This is a genomic window from Streptomyces sp. NPDC049879 (genome assembly GCF_044461265.1).
Lineage (GTDB): Bacteria > Actinomycetota > Actinomycetes > Streptomycetales > Streptomycetaceae > Streptomyces.
In genome coordinates this window covers 66,128-89,154 of record NZ_JBITKT010000003.1, presented here as the reverse complement: position 1 = coordinate 89,154, position 23,027 = coordinate 66,128, and the positions used below count along the sequence as shown (strand labels likewise).

The following is a 23,027-nucleotide window of genomic DNA, read 5'->3' as shown; positions in this document are numbered from 1 at the left end:
TCTAGCGTGGCCGGTGATGGCCCCGGACCGGGGAAGGCCCCCTTCCGTGAGCGGTGACCGCGATGCGCATACCGGAGTACGTACCGGACCCCGCCGACGAACGGCGCGGCTGGACCGTCCACGCCGTCCTCGGCACCACGGGCGCCGCGCTCGTCCTCGGCGTCTCCCTCGTGCTGGCCCCCGGCGGCGGCGGGGGAGCGGCGGCCGGCCCGCCGCCCCAGCCGTCCGGCGCCGCCGGGCGCGGCGCCGACGTACCCGGCGCGGTGCTGGAGCCGCTGCCGCCCGCCGTGCCGACCTGGGTGTCCGTCCCGGCGATCGGCGTCGACGCGCCCCTGACGCCCGTGGGGCTCGAACCGGACGGCTGGATCGAGTCGCCGCCCGAGGACGTCCCCGGCCTCGCCGGCTGGTACCGGGACGGCGCGGCGCCCGGCGCGGACGGGACGGCGGTCGTCGTCGGCCACGTGGACAACGCGGCGGGCCCCGCCGTCTTCTACGGGCTCGGCGCGCTGAACCCGGGCGACCGCGTCGAGGTCGTCCGCGAGGACGGCCGCGCCGTGGGCTTCACGGTCTACGACATCGCCGTCTACGACAAGGCCGACCTCCCCGCGCACGTCTTCCGCGCCACGGGCCAGGCCGAACTGCGCCTGCTCACCTGCGGCGGCGGCTTCGACGAGGACAGCGGCTACACGGGGAACGTCGTGGTCTTCGCACGCATGTCGGACGCGACCTGACCCCGAATGGCCCCGCGAAACAACCCGTTTGTCACACTCCGGCGGGTACGGGTGCTTCTGTCGGCCTAGGGTCGCGGTGCGGGGCGGCCCCACCCCCACAGGCCCCGACAGACCCCGACAGAGGGAGCCATCCGATGAGCACACTGCGTACCGCCCTGGCCGGCGCCGGTCTCGGAGCGATCCTGCTGGGCGCCGCCGCGCCCGCGACCGCGGCGCCGATACCCGCGCAGGCCACCGCGTTCGGCTTCAGCGTCTCCCCGGCGAGCGTCCGGCCCGGCGGCACGGTCACCCTGACCGTCACCGGCTGCACCGGCTCCGGCGCCTACGCCGAGTCGGCCGTCTTCGACCGCGTCAGCCTCGGCGCGGCGGGCCAGACCCAGACGGCCCGTACGGCGGTCGACTCCGACGCCCGCGTCGGCGCGCAGTACGACGTGGTGTTCACCTGCGGTACGGAGACGGGCACCGCCACCCTGACCATCGCCTCGGCGTCGGCGTCGCCGACCGCCACCGCGAGCGCGTCCGCCACGCCCACCCCCACGGCGACCACCAGCGCCACGACCCTCCCGACGCGCGGCGCCCAGGCCGGTGTCGGCGGCACGCAGCCGGGCGGCGGCGACGGGAGCGGCACCCTCGTCCTGCTGGCGGGGGCGGGCGTGACCGCGCTGGCGGCGGCGGGCGCCGCGTTCGCCTTCCGGGGCAGGACCGGTCGCGGCCACTAGGGTCCGCCCGGCGGGTCCTGTCGCGGCCGGTGCATCGCAAGGCGCCGGATCGCAGCTCATGCCCGGCCGTACGCGCGCGATGCGGCAACGCGGCGAGGTTCCCCCAGGCCCGAAATGCGCGGGAGGTCCCCCCTCACGCCGGGCGTCGTGAGACGGGCAGGATCCGCCGGACAGACCCCAGCCTGGCCCCCGGCGGGGGCCGCCCCGCTCACGCCGCTCCCGGCCCGGCGGCCGGACACCCCCGCGTGCGCACGGGCCCTGGCCGCCGGTCCCGCACCTCGCGTCAGACGGCGGCGCTCACCGCGTACCGCTGGAGGAACAGCGCCTCCGCCACCGCCATCCGCTCCAGCTCCGCCGGGGACACGCTCTCGTCCACCGCGTGGATCTGCGCGGCGGGGTCGCTCAGCCCGGTCAGCAGGATCTCCGCGTCCGGGTAGAGGCCGCGCAGCGTGCTCGTCAGCGGGATCGAGCCGCCCTGCCCCACCACCGCCATCTCCGCCCCGTCGTACGCCTCGCGCATCGCGGCGGCCATCGACGCGTAGGCGGGGCTGGTGGTGTCCGCGCTGAACGCCTCGCCCTCACCGGTCGGCCGCACCTCCACCCGCGCGCCCCACGGCGCGCGGGACGTGAGGTGCGCGGCCAGCAGCTCGCTCGCCGCACCCGCCGCCACGCCCGGCGGCACCCGCAGGCTCACCAGCGCCTCGGCGCGCGCCTGCACGGACGGCGTCGCGCCGACGACCGGCGGGCAGTCGATGCCCAGCACCGTCACGGCGGGCCGCGCCCACACGCGGTCGGCCACCGTGCCCGAGCCGGTCAGCCGCACCCCGTCGAGCACCTTGGCGTCCGCGCGGAACGTCTCCTCCGGATACTGCGTGCCCTCCCACACCGCGTCGGCGGCCAGCCCGTCGACGGTCGTCGAACCGTCCTCGGCGCGCAGCGAGTCCAGCATCCGGATCAGCGCCGCCAGCGCGTCGGGCGCGGCGCCGCCGAACGCGCCGGAGTGCAGGTTGCCCGCCAGCGTGTCCACGCGGACGCGCACCATGGCCATGCCGCGCAGCATCGCCGTCACGGTGGGGACGCCGACGCGGAAGTTGCCCGTGTCGCCGACCACGATCGCGTCGGCCGCCAGCAGGTCCGGGTGCTTCTCGGCGTACCGCTCCAGGCCGCCGGTCCCCTGCTCCTCCGACCCCTCGACGATCACCTTCACGCCCACCGGCACGCCGCCGTCCGCGCGCAGCGCCCGCAGCGCCAGCAGGTGCATCAGGACACCGCCCTTGCAGTCGGCGGCGCCGCGCCCGTACCAGCGCCCGTCGCGCTCGGTGAGCTGGAACGGGGGAGTGGTCCACGCGGCCTCGTCGAGCGGCGGCTGCACGTCGTAGTGCGCGTACAGCAGCACGGTCGGCGCACCCGCGGGGCCGGGCAGGTGACCGTAGACGGACGACGTGCCGTCCGGCGTCTCCAGCAGTGCCACGTCCCCGAACCCCTCGGCCCGCAGCGCGGCGGCGATCCACTCGGCCGCGCCGAGGCACTCGCTCGCCGGGAACTGCGCCGGGTCGGCGACCGACCGGTAGGCCACCAGCTCCGCCAACTCCTCCTTGGCCTGCGGCATCAGCGCGGCGACGGCGGCAGCGATCGCGGCATGCTGGGCACTGTGCTCCATGAGACGCTCCTTGTGCGGGCACGCCGGCGGCCACGGCGATCGGCAGGACAGCGCGTGCCTTCGAACGGGAATGCGTCCGATGATCCCACAGCCGTGTTCCGTGCCCGAGGCTGCGTAGGATGCCCAGCGGTGACCGACGGACGGAACGCAGCGGGGAGCTACAGCGCATCGTGAGCAGTGAAGAGGGAGCCGGGACCGGCGAGGTGTGGGACGTCGTCGTCGTGGGCGCCGGACCCGCCGGAGCGTCCGCCGCACGGGCCGCCGCCGAGGCGGGACGGCGGGTCCTGCTGCTGGAGAAGGCGGAACTGCCGCGCTACAAGACGTGCGGCGGCGGCATCATCGGCCCGTCGCGGGACGCGCTGCCGCCCGGCTTCGAACTGCCGCTGCGCGACCGGGTGCACGCGGTCACGTTCTCGCTGAACGGCAAGCTGTCGCGCACCCGCCGCTCCAAGCGGATGCTCTTCGGGCTGGTGAACCGGCCCGAGTTCGACCAGCGCCTCGTCGAGGCCGCCGTCAAGGCGGGCGCCGAACTGCGCACCGGCGCCGCCGTGTCCCGGGTCGAACAGCACGGGCCCGCCGTGCCCGACCGGCGCACGGTCGCGGTCGTCCTGTCCGGCGGCGAGATCCTCCTGGCCCGCGCGGTGGTCGGCGCGGACGGCAGCGCCAGCCGCATAGGAGCCCATGTCGGGGTGCGCCTCGGGCAGGTGGACCTGGGTCTCGAGTCCGAGATCCCGGTGCCGCCCGAGGTGGCCAGGGACTGGAGCGGTCGGGTCCTCATCGACTGGGGACCGCTGCCCGGCTCGTACGGCTGGGTCTTCCCGAAAGGGGACACGCTGACCGTCGGCGTCATCTCCGCGCGCGGCGAGGGCGCGGCGACCAAGCGCTATCTGGAGGACCTGACGGCGCGGTGCGGGCTGTCCGGCTTCGAGCCGTCGATCTCGTCGGGACACCTCACCCGCTGCCGTACGGACGACTCGCCGCTGTCGCGCGGGCGGGTCCTCGTCTGCGGGGACGCCGCCGGGCTGCTGGAGCCGTGGACGCGGGAGGGCATCTCGTTCGCGCTGCGGTCGGGCAGGCTGGCCGGCCAGTGGGCGGTCAGGATCGCCGAGGCGGGAGACGCCGTGGACGCGCGGCGCCAGGCGCTCAACTACACGTTCGCCATCAAGAGCGGCCTCGGCGTCGAGATGGGCGTGGGGCGGCGGCTGCTCGACGTCTTCTCGCGGCGGCCGAGGCTGCTGCACACGGCGCTCGTCGGCTTCCGCCCGGCGTGGACGGCGTTCGCCCAGATCACGCGGGGGTCGACGACGCTGGCGGGCATCGTGCGGACGCACCCGGTGGCGCGGCGGGCGCTCTCGACGCTGGACCGGGCACCGGAGGAGACGGCGGCGCCGGGCGACGACGCACCGGCGACGGAACCGGGCCGCGCCTGACGCCCGCTGTCCGCCCGGCGGTCGGCGCCCACGGCCCGCCTGCGGCCGGTCGTGCGCCGCCGCAGCCCTACCGGTCCGGCCGGGCCGCCTGTTCGGACCGCCCGGCTCCGGGCGGCCGGGGGCGCTGATGGGGGACCGGACGATGGCCGCCGCAGGCGGGTCCGGAGCCCGTCATCTCGTCGCCGTCGGGTGCTCCCCGCTGCGCGTCTCGCCGGGCGGTTCCCACCGCCTTGCGCCGAGCGGCCGGCACAACTCCCGGGCGCGTGCCGGGATTCGCAGGCCGATGGCCGTTGCGGGTCGGTGAGCGGAGCCGGCCGGGCGGACGCGGATGCCACGGTCCACAACGCGGGTCGTCTGCTTCGAGGGATACGGGCGCACGTCGCCGACAGCCGCTCCCCGCCATGGCGGCCGTACCGGTCCGCGAGCCGGAACGCGTCCGCTCCGCCCGGCTCGGCCGTGCGGTCCGGTGCTGGTGAACTACCACCGTCCTCAGCGGAGTTCATCAGCACCGATGGCTGTCGCAGGCCGGTAGGCGGGGCACGCCGGGCCGCTTCGCGGAAGAGGGTGCCGTGGTCCCCGCGCGCGGCTCGTGCTGCCGCCCGAAGAAGCCAGGCCCCGCCGAGGCGGTCGTGCCGGTCCGCGAGCCGGAGCGCGTCCGTTCCGGGTTCCGGATATCCGCCGGGGTTTGCCGGTCGACGGCCGTCGCGGGCCGGTCCGCGCGAGGCCGCCGAGCTGATCGGCGATCGGGCCCGTCGTGCCGGTCCGGGGGACGGATCCGGTCATGGCCGTGCGTCCCGCGCGCGGGCGGCCGTCGTACGAGTCCCCGGCCCCGGCCCGGTCGCGGCATCCATCCCGCGTGCGGGCGATCGCCGCCGCCGCGTGCCCTGGCGGTCCGCCGGTCGCGCCGGTCTACGCGGTGGGGCTCGTCCGCTCCGACCGCTCCGGCCGTGCGGCGGGCTCCACCGCCCGCCGTACGTACAACTGCTTCCGCACGCGCGCCACGACCGTCCCGTCCGCCGCCGTCACCACGCAGTCGAACCACGGCAGCGCCTTGCCGCCGTCCGCCGTCTCCTCCCGTATCCGCGCGACCCGGTCCTCCGTCAGCCGGAACTCGGCGAACACCGCCGCCCGCCCGGGAGAGACGTACTCGATCTCGGCGGCCTTGTCCCACACGACGTAGCCGCCGCCGAGCCGGTGCAGGACCAGCAGCGCCCAGAAGGGATCGCACATCGAGTACAGCGAGCCGCCGAAAGCGGTGCCGAACCAGTTGCGGTTGAGCCGCCCGAAGCGCAGCGTCACGCGCGCGCTGCTCCAGTCGTCCGCGATGTGCAGGACCCGGATGCCCGCCGACCGGTACGGCGGCCACCAGCGCATGAGACGGCGCAGCGTCCTCGGACTGACGGAACGTGCCATACCGGCGAAGCTACCACGCGGCATTACCGGCCGGTAACCCGCCCGCGGCGCCTCCCCGTCAGCCGACCGGCCGCACCGCGTCCCGCGTCGCCCAGGCGATGACGGCCGACGCCCCGGCCAGCGCCGCGACCGTCGTCAGCGCCACCGGCATCGAGAACCAGTCGGCCAGGAAGCCGATCGCGACCGGCCCCAGCAGCATCCCGCCGTACCCCAGCGTCGAGGCGGCCGCGACCCCCCGCGGCCCCGCCACCGCCCCGGCCTGGCCGAGCGCTATCGGGAAGATGTTGGCCAGCCCGAGACCGGTGAGCACGAAGCCCGCCAGCGCGAGCCACACCGTCGGCGCCAGCGCCCCGACGAGCATCCCCACCGCCGCCGTCGCCCCGCCGAGGACCAGGCTGGTGCTCTGCCCGAGGCGCCGCAGCATCGCCGATCCCGTCAGCCGGCCCACGGTCATCGCCCCGGCGAACACCGAGTACGCGACGGCCGCGACGCCCGCGCTCGCGTCCAGCGACTCCTTCAGGTGCAGCGCGCTCCAGTCGGCGAGCGCGCCCTCCCCGTACGCCGAGCACAGCGCGATGAAGCCGAGCACCACGACGAGGCGCCGCGCGTGACTCCCGGCGGAACCCGGTTCGTTCCGCCGCACCGCGGGCCCGTCCGCCGCCGGTCCGTCCCCGGCGTCCCCGGTGTCCCCGCCCACGACGGGCAGCGTCCCGCCGACCAGGACGCGTCCGGTCGCGAGGGCGACGACCACCCCGATCGCGGCCAGCGACCCCAGGTGCACGGACGCCGTGAGGCTCCCCGCCACCAGTCCGCCAAGACCGGCGCCCACCATGCCCCCCAGCGAGTACGCCGCGTGGAAGCCCGGCATGATCGGCTGCCGCGTCGCCGTCACCAGATCGACCGCCACGCTGTTGGCCGCGACGTTGACCGCCCCGAACGCCGCCCCGAAGAGCAGCAGCACGCCGCCCAGCAGCAGCGCCGAATGCGTGTGCGGCGGCAGCGCGACCGTCAGGGCGAGCAGGACGAGACCCGCCACCGTGACCACCCGGCTGCCGAACCGCTGGCACAGCCGCCCGGTGAGCGTCATCGTCACCACCGCCCCGGCGGACGTGCCGAGCAGCGCCAGGCCGAGCGCGCTGGCCGACGCCCCCGTCTGCTCCTTCACATCGGGGATGCGGACGACCCACCCGGCGAAGAGGAAGCCGTCGAGCGCGAAGAAGACGGTGAGGGCGATCCGCAGGCGGCGCAGCGCGGCCTCCGCCGAGCCGGACGGCGCGACGGCGCGCGGGGCCGGTCCGGTCAGCGCCGACCGGCGTTTGTTTATCGGAGGCACAAAGCCACAATAGGCACGTGACCTCCCCTCGCACCAGGCTCGACAGAGGCCGGAACGCCCTTGGTCCGGCACTCGAACTCGTCCACACCGGCCGGGCGCCCACCCGCTCGGTCCTCACCACCGAGCTGGGCGTCACCCGCGCCACGGCCGGTGCCGTCGCCGCCGAACTGCAGACGCTCGGCCTCATCACCGTGGACGCCGGCCCCGGCGCCGCCACCGGCGGCCAGGGACGCCCCTCCCACCGCCTGTCCATCGCGGACGACGGGCCCGTGGCCCTCGCCGCCCAGGTGCACGCCGACGGGTACCGCGCCGCCCTCGTCGGCCTCGGCGGCCGCCTCGTCGCGACCGCCCCGCCGTCCCCGACCGTGGACGCCGACCCCGCCGAGGTGCTGCGCGCGGTCGTCGCGACGGGCGCCGCGCTGCTGCGGGACAGCGGCAGGACGTGCATCGGCGCCGCCCTCGCCGTGCCCTCCGCCGTCGCCGAGCCGGACGGCACCGCCCTCAACCCGCTGCACCTCGCCTGGCCCGTCGGCGCCCCCGTCCGCCGGATCTTCACCGAGTGCCTCGCCGAGGCGGGCATCACCGCGCCCGGCTACTGCGGCAACGACATGAACCTCACCGCCCTCGCCGAACACCGCCACGGCGCCGGGCAGGGCGCCCGCCACCTGCTGTGCGTCGCCACCGGCCACCACGGCGTCGGCGGCGCGCTCGTCGTGGACGGCAGGCTGCACAGCGGCAGCGCCGGACTCGCCCTGGAGGTCGGCCACCTGACGGTCGATCCGGACGGCAGGCCCTGCCACTGCGGCAGCCGCGGCTGCCTCGACATCGAGACCGACCCCCGCGCGCTCCTCGCCGCCGCGGGCCGCGAGCCCGGCCCCGAAGGCATCCTCCTCGACCAGGCGGGGGACCTCGTACGCTCCGGCTACCCGGCCGACCCCACCGTCCGCGACGCGACCAGGACCGTCATCGACCGCCTCGGACTCGGCCTGGCCGGTCTAGTCAACATCCTGAACCCCGACCGCATCCTCCTCGGCGGCCTGCACCGCGTCCTGCTGGAGGCCGACGCGGAACGGCTGCGCGCCGTCGTCGAGGAACGCAGCCTGTGGGGCCGCAGCGGCAGCGTCCCCGTCCTGCCGACCAGCCTGCACCACGGCGGCCTCGTCGGCGCGGGCGAACTCGCCTGGCAGCACGTCCTCGACGACCCCCTCACGGCCCTCACCGCCACCGCCTGACCCCCGCCGCCGTACGGGCGTCCCCCGGCGCCGTCACACCCCTCCGACCGCGGGCGGGCCCTCCACCGCCGGGGACGGGCCGTACACCGCCCCCCGCCGCTCCGGCAGCAGCGCCAGCACGGCCCGGCGCGCCGACTCGTCCGCCGCCTCGTCGTACGGGTCGGGCGTCGCCGGGACCTGCAGGCGGTACACCGGCCCGGCGCCCAGCCGTGCCAGCCCCCGCCCCGGCGCCATCGGCGGCGCGGCCCGCCCCGGCGCCGCCACACCCAGCACGGCCCCCGCCTGCGCCCCGTTCACGGTGCCCAGGACCACCCTTGCCCGCGCGCAGCCGGGCACCAGCGGCCCCAGCCGCTCCACCGACTCCGCCTGCTCGCCCACCACGACGGTCACCCGCCCCGCCCGCCCGTAGCGCAGCGGCACTTCGAGCAGCGCCAGCGGATCCCCGGCCCCGCGCACCCGCGCCAGGTGCCCGATGAGCGCGGGCCGGTCGACGACGAGCCAGAGCGTACGCTCCGTCCGCCCCGCCGCCAGCAGCCGCCGCTCCGTCTCCCGCATGGCCCACTCCAGCGCCGTCACCGCGCCGTTCGCCGTCGACTCGACGGCCACGACTCCCGACCGGCCCGCGAAGCACGCGAACTCCCCGCCGCCCGCGCCGTCCACGAGCAGGACCTCGTCGCCCTGTTCGAGCGCCTGGAGCGCCACCGACCGCAGCAGCGACGACGCCCCCGCCCCCGGCGCCGACACCACCAGCAGGTGCGGTTCCGCCGCGCGCGGGCCCGTACGCCACACCACCGGCGCCGCGTCCAGCCGCTCGCCGTAGTCCACCCCGCCGTGCACCGGCACCGTCCGGTCCACGGCCCACTCGTCCGTGAAGCCGAGCACGATCTCGCCCGGCCCCGTCACGAACCGCTGCGCCCCGATCCCCGACGGCAGCGGCTGGAGCACGACGGTCTCCAGCTCGTTGCGCTCCTCCGCCCACCGGAAGCGGACCTCCCGGTCCCGCCCCGCCTTGCCCGCCAGCACGCGCTCCACCCGCGCGCGGGCCTCCGGGTCCCCGTCGGGGAAGAACGCCGGGTAGACGAGCCGCAGCCTGGCCAGCCGCCCGTCGCCGCCGAACTCGTAGGCGGGGAAGCACCGCTCCCAGCCGCCGCCCGGCGTGTACAGCGGCTCGGGGGAGGGGTCGGCGGGCACCGAGAAGTACGGAACCAGCGCCTCGTACAGCAGCGTCAGCCGCGCGTCGGCCGCCGCTGCGGACGCCCGCGCAGCCGAGTCGGCCCGCCGCCCGGCGACCAGCGCCGCCGCCAGCAGCAGCCCGGCCGCCAGCCACCCGCCGTACGGTACGAGCGCCACGGCCGTCACCAGCGCGAACGCGCCCAGCGCCAGCGGCACGCGCCGCTCCCTGGGCGTACGGGCCCACCGCGCGCGGGCCACCAGCACGAGACGCATGAGGCCGCGCCCCACGACTTCCCATCCGTACACGATTAGAACGAGATCCCGCCCAGCAGCTCGGCCAGGCTCTGTCCGCCCGCCGCGATGCTCGGCGCGACCGCCGTGCTCGACAGGTAGAAGCCGAACAGTCCGCACACCACCGCGTGCGAGACCTTCAGCCCGTCCTTGCGGAAGAAGAGGACCACGATGACGCCCAGCAGGACGACCCCCGAGACGGACAGAATCATGTGCACTCCCGATGTACCGGCGGCGACGGCCTTCACTGTGAGCACTGTAAAGCTCACAATCGGTGACAGGCTGCCCGCCGGTGCATAAGGGTGAAAGTGTCGGCACGGCGCCCGCCGCGGCCAACGGGCGCCGTACGAGGGGCGATGCGGTGCGGTGTCCGCCGTGGATCTGGATAGGGTGGCCACGGTCGAGGGACAGGTGCAGGACACGCCCTGGGCGACAACGGGCGACGACGCGCAAGCGCGAGGAGGAGCGAGGACGATGGCAGAAAGCACCCAGCCGTTGTCGGCGCGGGCCAAGCTGGCGGTGACGGCGGGACGGGCGGCGGCGGCCGTGTCCCGGGCCGCGGGCCGCGGCAGCGGATCGGTGATCGGCGGCAAGGTCGCGCTGCGGCTCGACCCCGAGTTGCTGTCCCGGCTCGCCGGGCACCTCGACGTGGTCCTCGTCTCGGCGACGAACGGCAAGACCACCACGACGCGCCTGATCGCCGAGGCCCTGCGCGCGGGCGGCGAGGTCGTCTCGAACGCGCTCGGCGCCAACATGCCCGCGGGCATCACCTCCGCGCTCTCCGGCGGCGCCACCGCCCGCTACGGGGTCATCGAGGTGGACGAGAAGTACCTCGCCGGGGTCGCGCGCGACGTGTCCCCCAAGGTCATCGCGCTGCTCAACCTCTCCCGCGACCAGCTCGACCGCGCGGCCGAGACCCGCATGCTCGCCGAGCACTGGCGCGAGGGCCTCCAGGGCGTGAAGGCCACCGTCGTCGCCAACGCCGACGACCCCCTCGTCGTCTGGGCGGCCTCCTCGTCCGGCGACGTCGTCTGGGTCGCGGCGGGACAGGAGTGGAAGGACGACGCCTGGTCCTGCCCGTCCTGCGGCGGCGTGCTCCACCGCAACGGCGACGACTGGCGCTGCGCCGGCTGCGGCTTCGGCCGCCCCACGCCCACCTGGGTCCTGTCGGGCGACCACGTCCTCGACCCGCACGGCTCCGCCTGGCCCATCAGGCTCCAGCTGCCCGGCCGCGCCAACAAGGCCAACGCCGCCTCGTCCGCCGCCGTCGCCGCCGTCTTCGGCATCCCGCCGCACGTCTCGCTGGAGCGGATGCAGGCCGTCACGGCCGTCGCCGGGCGCTACGACATCGTGTCCTACCAGGGACGGGACGTGCGGCTCCTGCTGGCGAAGAACCCGGCGGGCTGGCTGGAGACGTTCTCCCTGATCGACCCGCCGCCCGCCCCCGTCATCCTGTCCGTCAACGCGCGGGGCGCCGACGGCACGGACACCTCCTGGCTGTGGGACGTGGACTACACCCGCCTCCTCGGCCACCCCGTCGCCGTCATCGGCGACCGCAAGCTCGACCTCGCCGTCCGCCTCGACGTGGCCGGGGTCGACTTCCGGGTCTGCGCGGACGCGGCCGAGGCCGTCGCCACCCTCCCGCCGGGGCGCATCGAGGCCATCGCGAACTACACCGCGTTCCAGGACCTGCGCCGCGTCGTCGGCAACTGACCCGGCCCGCCCGCCACTTGAACCGCCCCGAGAGGAAAGCGACCGCCACATGACTGCCTCTGCCCTCCGGCTGGTGTGGGTCTACCCCGACCTGCTCAGCACCTACGGCGACCAGGGGAACGTCCTGGTGATGGAGCGGCGCGCGCGCCAGCGCGGCCTGCACGTCGAGCGGACGGACATCCGGTCGGACCAGCCCATCCCCACCTCGGCCGACATCTACCTGATCGGCGGCGGCGAGGACCGCCCCCAGCGCCTCGCGGCGGAGCGGCTGCGGCGCGACGGCGGCCTCCAGCGCGCCGCCGACAACGGCGCCATCATCTTCTCCGTGTGCGCCGGCTACCAGATCCTCGGCCACGAGTTCATCAACGACCTCGGCCAGCGCGAGCCGGGCCTCGGCCTGCTCGACGTCGTCAGCACGCGCGGCGAGGGCGCGCGCTGCGTCGGCGACGTCCTCGCCGACGTGGACCCCGGACTCGGCCTGCCCCAGCTCACCGGCTTCGAGAACCACCAGGGCGTCACCCACCTCGGCCCCGGCGTGCGGCCGTTCGCCCGGGTCAGCGTCGGCCGGGGCAACGGCACCGGGGACGGCACGGAGGGCGCCTGGCGCGACACCGTCTTCGGCACGTACATGCACGGGCCGGTCCTCGCCCGCAACCCGCGCATCGCCGACCACATGATCAAGCTGACCCTGGACGTCGGCGCGCTCCCGCCGGTGGACGAGCGCTGGTTCGAGGCGCTGCGGAACGAGCGCATTTCCGCCGCACTCAACTCCGCGGCCTGAGGACACACGGGAAAGGGCCCCTGACCGCACCGCTGTCAGGGGCCCTCCCTATCGTGGTCACGGAATGCCTTTCCCGGCGCGCCGGAAAACCGGCGTCCGGGCCGCCAGGACAGCGAGGACGCGATGGAACACGACGGCCACGGCACGGACCTGCCGCCGCTCACGGTGGCGCGGGCCCTCGCCCCCGGCGGCGACACCGTCTTCCTGGTCGGCTGCGCCGTCGTCCTCGCCCTCTACCTGTGGGGCGCCGTCCGCCTCCACCGCAGGGGCGACCGGTGGGCCGCCGGGCGCACGATCTCGTTCGTCCTCGGCGTCCTGAGCATCGCCGCCGTCACCTGCACCGCGCTGAACGACTACGGGATGGCGCTGTTCAGCGCCCACATGCTGCAGCACATGGTGATCAGCATGGTGTCGCCGATCCTGCTGCTCCTCGGCGCCCCGGTCACCCTCCTGCTGCGCGCCCTCCCGGCGGGCGGCACCAGCCGCCGGGCCGTCGTCCGGCTGCTGCACAGCCGCTGGACGCGCGTGGTCACCAGCCCGCTGTTCACCATCACGCTTTTCATCGCCAGCCTCTATGCGCTGTATTTCACACCGCTTTTCGATTTCCTGATGGAATCGCGCATCGGCCACCTCGGCATGATGCTGCATTTCGTCGCGGTGGGCCTCGTCTTCTTCTGGCCCATCATGGGCGTCGACCCGGGACCGCACCGCCCGGGACACCTCATGCGGATGCTGGAACTCTTCGCCACCATGCCGTTCCATGCCTTCTTCGGCATCGCCCTCATGATGGCGAGCGGCCCGATGGTCGACACCTTCGCCGACCCGCCCGCCTCGCTGGGCACCGACGCGGTCTCCGACCAGTCCGCCGCCGGCGGGATGGCCTGGGCGTTCAGCGAGATCCCCACCGTGATCGTGCTGATCGCGCTCGTCATCCAGTGGTACGTGTCCGAGCAGCGCACCGCCAAGCGCCTCGACCGCACGGCGGACCGCGACGGCGACCGCGACCTGGAGGCGTACAACGCCTACCTCGCGTCGCTGCGCACCCGCTGACCGGCGCCCGCCGCACGGCCCCTCCTGTATTCTCCAGAGCATGCCCGCCGTCGCCCCGTCCTCGTCACCGGGCCGCGCCGCACCCCAGCAGAGAGGGCTCCTCACCGAGCGCATCGCGCGCCAGCTGGAGCACGACATCAGGTCCGGGCAGATCGCCGTCGGCACCAAGCTGCCGTCCGAACGCGAGCTGGCCGGCCAGTTCGGCGCGAGCCGCAACGTCGTCCGCGAGGTCCTGCGGCGGCTGGAGGCACAGCACCTGATCGAGGTCGCGCCCGGCCGCGGCTCGTTCGTCGCCGAGCAGTCGTCCGGCCAGGCCCGCAGCTACGACGCCCTCTACCGCGCCGGGCGGCCCACCGTGCGCCAGCTCATCGAGGCGCGCATCCCGCTGGAGGTCGAGATCGTCGGCCTCGCCACCGAGCGCGCCACCGACGCGCACCTCGCCGCGATGCGCCGGGCCAACGACGGGCTCCTGCACGCCACCGACGTCGTCTCCAAGGCCAACGCCGACCTGGCCTTCCACGACGCCATCGCCGAGGCGAGCGGCAACCCGGTGCTGCGCATCATGCTCTCGTCGATCAGCGGCATGATGTTCGAGATGATGCTGCGCTCCAACTCGGACCCGTCCATCGGCGAGCCCGGCGTCCCGCACCACCCCGAGATCCTGGAAGCCGTCCTCGCCCGTGACGTCCCCGAGGCCAGGCGGCGGATGCGCGAGCACCTGATGCTCGGCCTGCGGACGTACGGCGCCGATCTCGACCTCAGCGTGGACCTCATGGCCAGGCAGCACATCGACGCGCTGCTGCGCCAGTCGCACCCCCACGGCTGACCGGGCGCCTCCCCGGCCCGACAGGGCGTCAGGATCCGGGGGTGGTCATGTCACGCTTCCCCCTGTTATGGTCCGACTGGTCCTACCAGTTGGACCAGCGGATCGGCCCGGCCCGTCACGCCGGGTGACCCGTAGAGCCGAAACAGAACAAAACGGGCGTATGCACCAAGAAAGTCGAGGACGCGGATGTCCACGAGCAGCCAGTCCGTCAGCCGCCGCTCGTTCGGCCGGCTGGCCGCCGCCACGGCGATAGCCGCCGGGGGAGCGAGCCTGCTCAGCGCGTGCGGGCCCGGAGGCGGCAAGCCGTCCGCGGACACCCCGCTGCGCGTCATGGCGATCAACCACGTCTGGTCACAGGCGATCGCGGACCGGATCGAGGAGTTCGAGGACCGCATCAAGCGCCGGGTCAGCATCACGATGCTCACCGCCGACCAGCTCTCCAACAGCTACAACGTCAAGCTCAACGCGTCCGGGACCGACGTGGACGTCATGATGGTCCGCGCCCTCCAGGAGCAGCTGCTCTTCGCCCACAACGGCTGGCTCGCCGACCTGACGGGCTACGTCGAGGGCGACACCGGCTTCCGGTGGGACGACTTCCAGGAGGCCCCGCGCGGCCGGTCCGTCACGGCGGGCAAGGTCCTCAGCGTCCCGGTGGTCACCGAGCGCCCCGCGCTGTACTACCGGCGCGACATCGTCGAGCCGCTCGGCGGCCCGCCCGCCACGCTCGACGCGATGATGGACATGGCGCTCGACCTGTCCGACCGGGGCAACGGCTTCTTCGGCTACGTCGGCCGCGGCCAGCGCAACGGCGCGGTCAGCACCTGGTCCAGCTTCCTGTTCTCCTTCGGCGGCGCCTTCACCCGCGACGGCCGGTCCGCGATCGCCGAGCGCGAGGCCGTCACCGCGTACGAGTACTACGGCAGGCTCCTTCACGAGGCGGGCCCGCCCGGCGCCACCAACATGAGCCTCGAACAGGCCATGCCGATCTTCGCCCAGGGCAAGGCCGCGTTCTACATCGACGCGGACGCCATCTACACGAGCTTCCTCGACCCGGCCGTCTCCACCGTCCAGGAGACCGTCGGCTTCGCGCCCTTCCCCGCCGGGCCCGCCGGGTCCAAGCCGAGCAACGTCCCCTCCTGGAGCCTCGGCATCAACGAGTTCTCCCGGCTGCGCGACGACGCGTGGGAGTTCATCCGCTGGGCCGCGGGTCCCGAGATGTCCGCCGAGATCCAGGCCCTCGGCATCCCCGGCGCCCGCGAGTCCGCCTGGTCCGACCGCGAGACCCTGGCCACCTTCCCCTCCGACCTCGCCGACGCCATGCGGCAGGGCACGCAGAACGGGATCGGCGCCGACCGGCCCGACGTCCTCCAGGTCGGCCGCGCCCGCGACATCGTGGGCCGCCCCCTGGTCGCGGGCATCCTCGGCCAGTCCGTGCCCGGTGTGGCGCGCGACGCCGACGCCGAGTTCGCCGACTTCCTCGTCCGTGACAACCGCCACCGGGAGAGCTGATGTCCACCACCCAGGTCCCCCCGGCCGAGCGGACCGGCACGGCCGGCCCCCGCCGCGCCGGACGGCGGCAGCGCACGTTCGAGCAGGCCAACCGCCGCCTCAAGTGGGCCATGCTGGCCCCCGCGCTGATCTTCGTCGGCGCCATGATCGTCTTTCCGCTGCTCTTCACGCTGAACCTCAGCCTCACCGACGCCTTCGGCGCCGTGAACGCGAAGAAGGGCTACGTCGGCCTCCAGAACTTCGTCGACGCCCTGGAGGACTCGCGCCGCTTCTGGCCCGCGGTCCGCCGCACCGTCGTGTTCACCATCGGCGCCGTGCTCGTCGAGACCGTCCTCGGCCTCGGCCTGGCCATGCTGATGCGCAAGGCGTTCCGCGGCATGCGCTGGGTCCGCACGATCCTGATCATCCCGCTGCTCACCACCCCGGTCGCCATCGGCATCCTGTGGCTGCTGATCCTCGACCCGACCAACGGCATCGCCAACCACCTGCTGGAGTCGGTCGGCCTGCCCCGCCAGGAGTTCCTCGGCTCGGTCGGCCAGTCCCTGCCGACGCTGATGTTCATCGACATCTGGCAGTGGACCCCGATGATGACGCTGCTGCTGCTCGCCGGCCTGTCCACCCTGCCGGACGAGCCGGAGGAGGCGGCGCTCGTCGACGGCGCCAACGGCTGGCAGCGGTTCCGCTACGTGATCCTGCCGATGCTGAGCACGACGCTCGTCACCGCGCTGGTCCTGCGGTCCGTCGACGCGCTCAAGACGTTCGACATCCTCTACGCCACCAAGGGTCCAGGCGGCGGCTCGAACTTCGAGGTCGAGACGCTCAACGTCTACTCGTACGGACTCACCTTCGACTACCAGGAGTACGGGCTGGCCTCCGCCGTCCTCGTCCTGTTCACGCTCTTCATCATCGGTGTCGTGATCCTCCTCCGGCGCCGCGGAAGGAAGTCCGCATGAGTGCCGCAGCCCCCTCCACCCCCGCGCCCTCCACCGCGCCGGCGGCACCCGTGCGCCGCGTCCCGTCGCCGCGCGAACGCCGCCGCCGGATCCTGGGCGGGGTCCGCGTGGCCGCCGTGATCGTCGTGTCGCTGGTCTTCGCGCTGCCGCTGATCTGGATGTTCGCCGCCGCGTTCAAGACCAACGTGCAGGTGACGAACCCGGACGTCGGCCTGATCTTCAAGCCGACGCTGGACAACTTCCGCGGCATCATCGACGACGGCGCCGTCTTCAGCTCGATGAAGAACTCCCTGATCGTCGGCGTGATCTCCACGGTCCTGTCGGCGGTCATCGCCGTCCCGGCCGCCTGGGCGGTGGGCCGCTTCCGGATGCACCGCACGGGCTCGCTGATCCTCGTCGCGCGCATCATCCCGGCGATCTCGCTGCTCGTGCCCTGGTACTACCTGTTCGCGCAGGCGGGGCTGGTCGGCAGCTACACCGTCCTGGTGCTCAGCCACATGTTCGTCTCGGTGCCGCTGATCCTGTGGATCATGATCGGCTTCTTCGAGCGCCTGCCGGTCGAGCTGGAGGAGGCCGCGCGCACCGACGGGCTGTCGGCGTTCGGCGCGTTCTGGCGCATATCCCTGCCGCTGGCCGCGCCCGGCACCGCGACGGCCGCGCTGCTCGCGTTCGTCTTCAGCTGGAACAACTTCATGTTCGCGCTGATCTTCGCCGACGAGGACACGCAGACCGTGCCGGTGACGCTGTTCAACTTCATCTCCTACGCCAGCACCGACTGGGGCGGCCTCATGGCGGCGGCCACCCTGATCACCGTGCCGGTCGTGATCGTCGCCGTCCTCGGGCAGAAATACCTCGTCGCCGGTCTCACCGCGGGTGCGACCAAGGGCTGACCGCCCGCTCCCGCACCCCGCCTCACCCCCATCCCCACCCAAGGGAAGATCCTTTCCACCATGAAGATCACCGACGCGAAGGTCGTCGTCACCAGCCCGGGGCGCAACTTCGTGACCCTCAAGATCACGACCGACGAGGGCGTCACGGGCCTCGGCGACGCGACGCTCAACGGCCGCGAACTCGCCGTCGTCAGCTACCTCACCGACCACGTCGCGCCCCTGCTGATCGGCAGCGACCCGCACCGCATCGAGGACACCTGGCAGTTCCTCTACCGGGGCGCGTACTGGCGGCGCGGCCCCGTGACGATGGCCGCCATCGCCGCCGTGGACGTCGCGCTGTGGGACATCAAGGCGAAGGTCGCCGGGCTGCCCCTCTACCAGCTGCTCGGCGGCGCGAGCCGCGAGCGGGTGCGCACCTACGGGCACGCCAACGGCCGCGACCTCCCCGAGCTGTTCGACTCCATACGCGCCCGGCTCGCCGAAGGCTACAAGTCGATACGCGTCCAGACCGGCATCCCGGGCCTGAAGGCCGTCTACGGGGTCCACAGCGCGCCGGACGCCGCCAACCCCACGCGGCTCGACCAGCGCGTCCGCCCGCACGTCGAGGACTGGGACACCGACGCGTACCTGCGCCACATCCCGGGCGTCTTCGAGGCGGTGCGCAACGAGTTCGGCCCCGAACTGCCCCTGCTGCACGACGCCCACCACCGCCTCACCCCCCTCCAGGCGGCCAGGCTCGGCAAGGAACTCGAACCGTACAAGCTCTTCTGGCTGGAGGACTGCACCCCCGCCGAGAACCAGGAGGGGCTGCGCGTCGTGCGCCGCCACACCACCACGCCCCTGGCGATCGGCGAGGTGTTCAACACCGTCTTCGACTACCAGACGCTCGTGCAGGAGCAGCTGATCGACTACGTGCGCTCCGCCGTCACCCACTTCGGCGGCGTCACGCCGCTGCGCAAGCTGTTCGACTACGCGGCGCAGTACCAGATCAAGAGCGCGATCCACGGCCCCGAGGACATCTCGCCGGTCGGCATGGCCGCCGCCGTCCACCTGGACCTGGCGATCCACAACTTCGGCATCCAGGAGTACTCGGGCCACACCGACCTGACGAACGAGGTCTTCCGGCACGCGTACACGTTCAGCGACGGACACCTCCACCCCGGCGAGGCCCCGGGCATCGGCGTCGAGCTGGACGAGGAACTCGCCGCCGCCCACCCGTACGCGCAGGGCTACCTGCCCGTGAACCGCCTCCAGGACGGCACCGTCCACGACTGGTGACGCGTCCCCTCGCCGCGGTTCCGCCGCGGCCGTCTCAGCGCAGGCGCGCCGAGATGGCCGCGGCGGTCGCGCGTACGGTGTCCGCCAGCGCCAGCAGCTCGTCGCGCGGCACGAGGAAGGTCACCGTCGAGACGCTCACGCCGCCGATGACCGCCCCGGCCGCGTCGCGCAGCGGCGCCCCGAGGCAGCGGATCGTCGTCTCGTTCTCCTCGTCGTCCAGCGCGAAACCGTCCGCCCGCACCCGCGCCAGCTCCCGGCGCAGCGCGTCGCCGTCCGTCAGCGTGCGCGGCGTCCTGGCGGGCAGCCCGGCGCGGCCGATCAGCGCGGCCAGCTCGTCCCCGGGGAGCGCCGCGAGGACGCACTTGCCGATCGCCGTCGAGTGCAGCGGCATGCGCATGCCTACATGCGAAGCCATCTGCACGGCGTGCGGGCCCGAGACCTTGTGGGTGTACGCCGCCCCGTCGCCGCTGCGCAGCGCCGCGTGCACCGTGTGGCCCGTACGGTCGCGCAGCGCCGTCAGCTCGGACTGGACCAGCTCGTCGCCCGCGCCGTCCGCGTGCACCTGCGCCGCCAGTGCCCGCAGGCGGGGACCGGTCGCGTAGCCGCCCTCGCCGTCGGGGACGAGGAACGCGTCGTCCACCAGGCTGCGCAGGATGCGGTGCGCGCTGGCCTTGGGCACCCCGGCTGCCGCGGCGATGGCGCCGAGGCGGTGGGGGCCGCCCGGCGCGGCGGCGGCCTCCAGCAGGCGCAGCGCCTTGGCGGTGGCGTTGCCCGCGTCCGACGAACGGCCCGCCCGCGCGCCCGTGGCCGTGCTCGTGTCCGGCATTGACAGCTCCCCGTGGGCTCGTTAGCGTCAGTGGCGTTTCATTCAACAGAACAGCATTCTACGTAACGGAACGGCATGTCAGCAACGAGCCCCCTCCTCGCCGCCCTCGGCGCCCAACGCCTCCTCCCGGTGCTGCGCTCACCGGACGTCCCGGCCGCCGTCGCCCGCGTCACGGGCCTGGTCGAGGCGGGCTGCCGGGCGGTCGAGCTGACCACCTCGACCCCCGACTGGCACCTCGCCCTCGCCGCCTGCCGCGACGCGCTCGGCGACGGCCCGCTGCTCGGTGTCGGCACCGTCACCACCGCCGACCAGGCCGTCGCCGCGATCGACGCCGGGGCCGCGTTCCTCGTCTCGCCCTACCCGGCCCCCGCCGTCCGCGCGGTCGCCGCCGAGCGCGGGACCGTCTTCATCGAGGGCGGCTTCACCCCCGCCGAGGTCGCCGACGCCGCGAGCCGCGGCCCCGCGAAGGTGTTCCCCGCCCACGTCGGCGGCCCCCGCTTCCTCTCCTCCCTGCGCGCCGTCCTGCCGCACGCCGTCCTCATCCCGACCGGCGGCATCGCCGTGGACGAGGCGCCCGCCTACCTCGCCGCCGGGGCGCTCGCCGTCGGCATCGGCTCCGGACTGCCCGACGACCACGCCGCGCTCGCCCGCGTCTTCGGGGGCGCGTGATGGCACGCTTCGACGTCGTCCTCATCGGCGAGATCCTCGTCGAGCTGTACTGCGAGGGCCCCCTCGGCGACGGCACACCCGTCCGGCTGGGCTTCTCCGGGGACACCCTGAACGCGGCCGCCGCCTCGGCCGCCGCGGGGGCCCGCACGGCCGTGCTGACCGCCGTCGCCGACGACCAGCTCGGCGACGCCCTGGTCCGCCGCGTCGCCGGCCTCGGCGTGGACACCTCGCTCATCCAGCGCGTGCCCGGCAGCAACGGCGCCTACATGCTGCACGGCGACCTCACCGGCGAGCGCGAGTTCACCTACTGGCGCACCGGCAGCGTCGCCTCCCGCCTGGACGCCACCGACATCGAGCGGCACGCGGCCGTCCTCGCGGAGGCGGGCGCCCTCGTCGTCACCGGCATCGGCAGCGCGCTGTCCGACACCAGCCGCCAGGCCGTCCTCACCGCCGCGCGGATCGCGTCGGCGGGCGGCGCCGCCGTCGTCTACGACCCCAACTTCCGCGCCCGCCTCACCACCGCGGAACGGGCACGCGCCGCCCTCGCCGAGATCGCCCCGCACTGCGCCCTCGTCACCCCCTCCTGCCCGTCCGACGCCCGCGCGCTGCTCGGCACCGGCGACCCGGAGACGGCGGCCCGCGAGGCACGGGCGCTCGGCGCGGCGGCGGCGGCCGTCACCATGGGCGCGGACCGCGTGGTCGTCGCCGACGCCGACGGCCTGGTCGCCTTCCCCGTGCCGCGCGTCGCGGAAGCCGTGGACGCCACCGGCGCGGGGGACGTCCTGGCGGGCACCACCGCCGCGCGCCTGGCGCTCGGCGACCCGCTGCGCACGGCCGTGAGCCTGGGCATCGGGGCCGCCTCCCTGTCGGTGGCGGGGCAGGGCGGCACCGGCCTCATCCCCACCCTGGCCGACACCCGGGCCGCCGCCCCCACACCGCCCGCCACCTGACCCCGGGCGGGGCCCGCCGTTCGCCCGGTCCCGCGCTGATCGCTGAGACAGCCGTGCCGGGTGCGGCGCGTACGGCGGTGTCCGGATGACCCGCCAGGCGTGCCGGCCCCGCCGAAGCCGTTTCCCGCCGCCACCTGCGTGAGCAGCACCCGGGGCGGCGTCGCGGGTGCACGGCCGACGTGTGTGGACGCCGGGGGACGGAGACCTCCCGGGCCCGGGGACCGTCCAGCGCGCCCCGCGCTCCGGGCCTGGCGGCTGGGAGGGGTCCCGGAGACGGCGCTGTCCGCGTTGCCGCATCGTCGGGTACGCCCGGTACGAGGACGGTCCGGTGTGCCCCCAGCCCGTCAGGCCGGGGGAGCCCCGGGCGGTCCGGCAGACACAGGCGGACAGCGGCTGGGTCCGGGGACCGCTGTGCGTGCGGGTGCCCGCGGGCTCGCCGCCGGTGCGAGGCGGACGGACGTCACCCTCCGGCCGGTGGCGGCGTCCACGCCGGTGTCACGACGTCGCGACACCCGTCGCCAGGGCCAGCACCTCGTCCGCCAGCTCGGCTACCGGGCGCCCGGCGTCGAGATGGACGCCCTCCGCGCGCAGCTCGTCCGCGGCGGCGGTCCACGCCACGTTCTGCTCGCGGCACCAGCGGCGGATCTCCGCGTCCCGCGCCGGGTCGCCCGGGGCGACGCTCCGGCCGTCGATGCGCCTGCCGAGCTCGGCGGGCGGCACCCGCAGGCAGACGTGCAGGACGTCCACGCCCGCCGTCCGCAGCGCGCCGAAGATCTCCCGGGCGTACGCGGCGTCCACCAGCGTCTGCGCCGACAGCACCGGCCGCCCGTACTCCTCGAAGAGCCCGAGGGTGAGCGAGACGACCTGCCTGCGCCACAGCGGCAGGTGCTGGAAGTTGCCACCGGTGACAGGGACGATCTCCCGCAGGAGGTAACCGGTCGACTCCGGGTCGTAGACCAGCGCCTCGGGCCACCTCCGGCTCAACTCGCCGACGAGCGTGGTCTTCCCGCTGCCGAAGGCGCCGTTCACCCAGACCATCCGATGCGTCATGGAGCGACGATAGACGCGCCCGTACGGGGTCAGGGCGCCCCCGGGCGGAAGGATCCGGACGGCGGCGGAAGCGCCCCGCCCGGCTCCCGGGCCACGGCCCGCCCCCGCCGACCTGCGGTTTCCCCCTCACGCGCCCATCGCGGCTCCCGCCGCGGAAATGGCGGGAAAACACCAGGAGTGCTCAAGAAAAGCGGGGGTATCCGAAGGATCGCTGCCCCAAGAACTGGTGGTGCGGAAGGAGAGACCCCCCGTGATGATGGCCCACCCCGCGGTCCTGCGGAACCTCGTGGAAGAGTACGAAGCGCTCGTCATACTGCGGGACGACGCGTCCAGCCCGGACGTGACCAGGCGCCTGGAAGACGTCACGTACACACTGTGCGTGTCCACCGGGACCCGTACCGCCGAGGACGCCCTCGCCGTGGCCCACCGCCAGCTCGCGGGCACCGAGCCCTCCGGCTCCCCGGTGCTCAGCGGCGCCTGACCGCGCCGTCCCCGCACGCACCCGCGTGCGTCCCCCCACAGGGCCGGCCCGCCTCCCCCACGGCGGGCC

At 74.6% G+C, this 23,027-nt stretch carries 22 protein-coding genes; 15 read left to right on the top strand and 7 right to left on the bottom strand.

Annotation, left to right across the window (positions count from 1 at the left end):
* Positions 1-62 precede the first annotated feature (62 nt).
* Both ACIBPC_RS11490 and ACIBPC_RS11485 read left to right on the top strand, forming a co-directional pair.
* Positions 63-731, top strand: coding sequence for a class F sortase (locus ACIBPC_RS11490; RefSeq protein WP_362959261.1), 669 nt, complete (start codon positions 63-65; stop codon positions 729-731).
* 134 nt (positions 732-865) lie between these two features.
* Positions 866-1,450, top strand: a complete 585-nt coding sequence (locus ACIBPC_RS11485; protein WP_398843175.1) for a hypothetical protein — start codon at positions 866-868, stop codon at positions 1,448-1,450.
* Positions 1,451-1,733: 283 nt separating this feature from the next.
* Here ACIBPC_RS11485 and ACIBPC_RS11480 read toward each other — a convergent pair whose 3' ends face one another.
* Complete coding sequence (locus ACIBPC_RS11480; RefSeq protein ID WP_398843173.1) at positions 1,734-3,110, bottom strand: dipeptidase; 1,377 nt, start codon at positions 3,108-3,110, stop codon at positions 1,734-1,736.
* A gap of 119 nt (positions 3,111-3,229) precedes the next feature.
* Between ACIBPC_RS11480 and ACIBPC_RS11475 the strand changes: the two genes are divergently transcribed.
* On the top strand, positions 3,230-4,540 hold the full coding sequence (locus tag ACIBPC_RS11475) for a geranylgeranyl reductase family protein (protein ID WP_398843171.1): 1,311 nt from the start codon (positions 3,230-3,232) through the stop codon (positions 4,538-4,540).
* Positions 4,541-5,449: 909 nt separating this feature from the next.
* Here ACIBPC_RS11475 and ACIBPC_RS11470 read toward each other — a convergent pair.
* Together ACIBPC_RS11470 and ACIBPC_RS11465 are read right to left on the bottom strand one after the other, a co-directional pair.
* Positions 5,450-5,953 (bottom strand): DUF4442 domain-containing protein, encoded by a 504-nt coding sequence (locus tag ACIBPC_RS11470; RefSeq protein WP_398843168.1) that lies wholly within the window; start codon positions 5,951-5,953, stop codon positions 5,450-5,452.
* 58 nt (positions 5,954-6,011) lie between these two features.
* Positions 6,012-7,286 (bottom strand): MFS transporter, encoded by a 1,275-nt coding sequence (locus tag ACIBPC_RS11465; RefSeq protein WP_398843167.1) that lies wholly within the window; start codon positions 7,284-7,286, stop codon positions 6,012-6,014.
* 17 nt (positions 7,287-7,303) lie between these two features.
* Here ACIBPC_RS11465 and ACIBPC_RS11460 point away from each other — a divergent pair, with 17 nt between their 5' ends.
* Positions 7,304-8,518, top strand: a complete 1,215-nt coding sequence (locus tag ACIBPC_RS11460; protein ID WP_398843165.1) for an ROK family protein — start codon at positions 7,304-7,306, stop codon at positions 8,516-8,518.
* Positions 8,519-8,551: 33 nt separating this feature from the next.
* Here the strand turns inward: ACIBPC_RS11460 and ACIBPC_RS11455 are convergent, their stop codons facing one another.
* The gene (locus ACIBPC_RS11455) at positions 8,552-9,997 is read right to left on the bottom strand and encodes a hypothetical protein (RefSeq protein WP_398843162.1); all 1,446 of its coding nucleotides are present in this window, start codon (positions 9,995-9,997) and stop codon (positions 8,552-8,554) included.
* Between the two features lie 2 nt (positions 9,998-9,999).
* Positions 10,000-10,194 (bottom strand): hypothetical protein, encoded by a 195-nt coding sequence (locus tag ACIBPC_RS11450; RefSeq protein WP_362959282.1) that lies wholly within the window; start codon positions 10,192-10,194, stop codon positions 10,000-10,002.
* A 262-nt stretch (positions 10,195-10,456) separates the two neighbouring features.
* Here ACIBPC_RS11450 and ACIBPC_RS11445 point away from each other — a divergent pair, with 262 nt between their 5' ends.
* The 8 genes from ACIBPC_RS11445 to manD all read left to right on the top strand — a co-directional run bounded on the left by ACIBPC_RS11445 (position 10,457) and on the right by manD (position 18,982).
* Positions 10,457-11,695: a MurT ligase domain-containing protein gene (locus ACIBPC_RS11445; protein ID WP_362959285.1), complete on the top strand. Its 1,239-nt coding sequence runs from the start codon at positions 10,457-10,459 to the stop codon at positions 11,693-11,695.
* Between the two features lie 49 nt (positions 11,696-11,744).
* On the top strand, positions 11,745-12,476 hold the full coding sequence (locus ACIBPC_RS11440) for a glutamine amidotransferase (protein ID WP_362959288.1): 732 nt from the start codon (positions 11,745-11,747) through the stop codon (positions 12,474-12,476).
* A 123-nt stretch (positions 12,477-12,599) separates the two neighbouring features.
* Entirely contained in the window at positions 12,600-13,526 is a 927-nt protein-coding gene (locus ACIBPC_RS11435) for a cytochrome c oxidase assembly protein (RefSeq protein WP_398843158.1), read from the top strand.
* A 40-nt stretch (positions 13,527-13,566) separates the two neighbouring features.
* Positions 13,567-14,352, top strand: a complete 786-nt coding sequence (locus ACIBPC_RS11430; RefSeq protein ID WP_398843156.1) for a FadR/GntR family transcriptional regulator — start codon at positions 13,567-13,569, stop codon at positions 14,350-14,352.
* A 186-nt stretch (positions 14,353-14,538) separates the two neighbouring features.
* Positions 14,539-15,861, top strand: a complete 1,323-nt coding sequence (locus tag ACIBPC_RS11425; protein ID WP_362959297.1) for an extracellular solute-binding protein — start codon at positions 14,539-14,541, stop codon at positions 15,859-15,861.
* Positions 15,861-16,814 (top strand): sugar ABC transporter permease, encoded by a 954-nt coding sequence (locus tag ACIBPC_RS11420; protein ID WP_362959300.1) that lies wholly within the window; start codon positions 15,861-15,863, stop codon positions 16,812-16,814. The genes ACIBPC_RS11425 and ACIBPC_RS11420 overlap by 1 nt, the downstream gene beginning before the upstream one ends.
* A complete protein-coding gene (locus ACIBPC_RS11415; RefSeq protein WP_398843153.1) occupies positions 16,811-17,704 on the top strand; it encodes a carbohydrate ABC transporter permease in 894 nt (297 codons plus the stop codon). Before ACIBPC_RS11420 ends, ACIBPC_RS11415 begins: the two co-directional genes overlap by 4 nt.
* Before the next feature lie 60 nt (positions 17,705-17,764).
* Positions 17,765-18,982 carry a D-mannonate dehydratase ManD gene (gene manD / locus ACIBPC_RS11410; protein WP_362959306.1) on the top strand — a complete coding sequence of 406 codons (1,218 nt, stop codon included), beginning with the start codon at positions 17,765-17,767 and terminating at the stop codon, positions 18,980-18,982.
* A gap of 34 nt (positions 18,983-19,016) precedes the next feature.
* On the opposite strand, the gene ACIBPC_RS11405 is transcribed toward manD, so the two are convergent.
* Positions 19,017-19,808 carry an IclR family transcriptional regulator gene (locus tag ACIBPC_RS11405; RefSeq protein WP_362959309.1) on the bottom strand — a complete coding sequence of 264 codons (792 nt, stop codon included), beginning with the start codon at positions 19,806-19,808 and terminating at the stop codon, positions 19,017-19,019.
* Between the two features lie 75 nt (positions 19,809-19,883).
* Between ACIBPC_RS11405 and ACIBPC_RS11400 the strand changes: the two genes are divergently transcribed.
* Together ACIBPC_RS11400 and ACIBPC_RS11395 are read left to right on the top strand one after the other, a co-directional pair.
* Positions 19,884-20,477: a bifunctional 4-hydroxy-2-oxoglutarate aldolase/2-dehydro-3-deoxy-phosphogluconate aldolase gene (locus ACIBPC_RS11400; protein WP_398843149.1), complete on the top strand. Its 594-nt coding sequence runs from the start codon at positions 19,884-19,886 to the stop codon at positions 20,475-20,477.
* Positions 20,477-21,427, top strand: coding sequence for a sugar kinase (locus ACIBPC_RS11395; RefSeq protein ID WP_398843146.1), 951 nt, complete (start codon positions 20,477-20,479; stop codon positions 21,425-21,427). Before ACIBPC_RS11400 ends, ACIBPC_RS11395 begins: the two co-directional genes overlap by 1 nt.
* Before the next feature lie 495 nt (positions 21,428-21,922).
* On the opposite strand, the gene ACIBPC_RS11390 is transcribed toward ACIBPC_RS11395, so the two are convergent.
* Positions 21,923-22,477, bottom strand: coding sequence for an AAA family ATPase (locus ACIBPC_RS11390; RefSeq protein ID WP_398843143.1), 555 nt, complete (start codon positions 22,475-22,477; stop codon positions 21,923-21,925).
* 250 nt (positions 22,478-22,727) lie between these two features.
* Between ACIBPC_RS11390 and ACIBPC_RS11385 the strand changes: the two genes are divergently transcribed.
* Complete coding sequence (locus ACIBPC_RS11385) at positions 22,728-22,958, top strand: DUF5133 domain-containing protein (RefSeq protein WP_362959320.1); 231 nt, start codon at positions 22,728-22,730, stop codon at positions 22,956-22,958.
* The last annotated feature ends 69 nt before the right edge of the window (positions 22,959-23,027 follow it).

Excerpts from the sequence above, each read along its gene's own strand:
- ACIBPC_RS11470 (WP_398843168.1), bottom strand. The coding sequence starts at position 5,953 with ATGGCACGTTCCGTCAGTCCGAGGACGCTGCGCCGTCTCATGCGCTGG.
- manD (WP_362959306.1), top strand. The coding sequence starts at position 17,765 with ATGAAGATCACCGACGCGAAGGTCGTCGTCACCAGCCCGGGGCGCAAC.
- ACIBPC_RS11425 (WP_362959297.1), top strand. The coding sequence starts at position 14,539 with ATGTCCACGAGCAGCCAGTCCGTCAGCCGCCGCTCGTTCGGCCGGCTG.
- ACIBPC_RS11420 (WP_362959300.1), top strand. The coding sequence starts at position 15,861 with ATGTCCACCACCCAGGTCCCCCCGGCCGAGCGGACCGGCACGGCCGGC.
- ACIBPC_RS11485 (WP_398843175.1), top strand. The coding sequence starts at position 866 with ATGAGCACACTGCGTACCGCCCTGGCCGGCGCCGGTCTCGGAGCGATC.
- ACIBPC_RS11450 (WP_362959282.1), bottom strand. The coding sequence starts at position 10,194 with ATGATTCTGTCCGTCTCGGGGGTCGTCCTGCTGGGCGTCATCGTGGTC.
- ACIBPC_RS11395 (WP_398843146.1), top strand. The coding sequence starts at position 20,477 with ATGGCACGCTTCGACGTCGTCCTCATCGGCGAGATCCTCGTCGAGCTG.
- ACIBPC_RS11390 (WP_398843143.1), bottom strand. The coding sequence starts at position 22,477 with ATGACGCATCGGATGGTCTGGGTGAACGGCGCCTTCGGCAGCGGGAAG.
- ACIBPC_RS11430 (WP_398843156.1), top strand. The coding sequence starts at position 13,567 with ATGCCCGCCGTCGCCCCGTCCTCGTCACCGGGCCGCGCCGCACCCCAG.
- ACIBPC_RS11405 (WP_362959309.1), bottom strand. The coding sequence starts at position 19,808 with ATGCCGGACACGAGCACGGCCACGGGCGCGCGGGCGGGCCGTTCGTCG.
- ACIBPC_RS11400 (WP_398843149.1), top strand. The coding sequence starts at position 19,884 with ATGTCAGCAACGAGCCCCCTCCTCGCCGCCCTCGGCGCCCAACGCCTC.
- ACIBPC_RS11445 (WP_362959285.1), top strand. The coding sequence starts at position 10,457 with ATGGCAGAAAGCACCCAGCCGTTGTCGGCGCGGGCCAAGCTGGCGGTG.
- ACIBPC_RS11480 (WP_398843173.1), bottom strand. The coding sequence starts at position 3,110 with ATGGAGCACAGTGCCCAGCATGCCGCGATCGCTGCCGCCGTCGCCGCG.
- ACIBPC_RS11490 (WP_362959261.1), top strand. The coding sequence starts at position 63 with ATGCGCATACCGGAGTACGTACCGGACCCCGCCGACGAACGGCGCGGC.
- ACIBPC_RS11440 (WP_362959288.1), top strand. The coding sequence starts at position 11,745 with ATGACTGCCTCTGCCCTCCGGCTGGTGTGGGTCTACCCCGACCTGCTC.
- ACIBPC_RS11415 (WP_398843153.1), top strand. The coding sequence starts at position 16,811 with ATGAGTGCCGCAGCCCCCTCCACCCCCGCGCCCTCCACCGCGCCGGCG.
- ACIBPC_RS11475 (WP_398843171.1), top strand. The coding sequence starts at position 3,230 with ATGCCCAGCGGTGACCGACGGACGGAACGCAGCGGGGAGCTACAGCGC.
- ACIBPC_RS11435 (WP_398843158.1), top strand. The coding sequence starts at position 12,600 with ATGGAACACGACGGCCACGGCACGGACCTGCCGCCGCTCACGGTGGCG.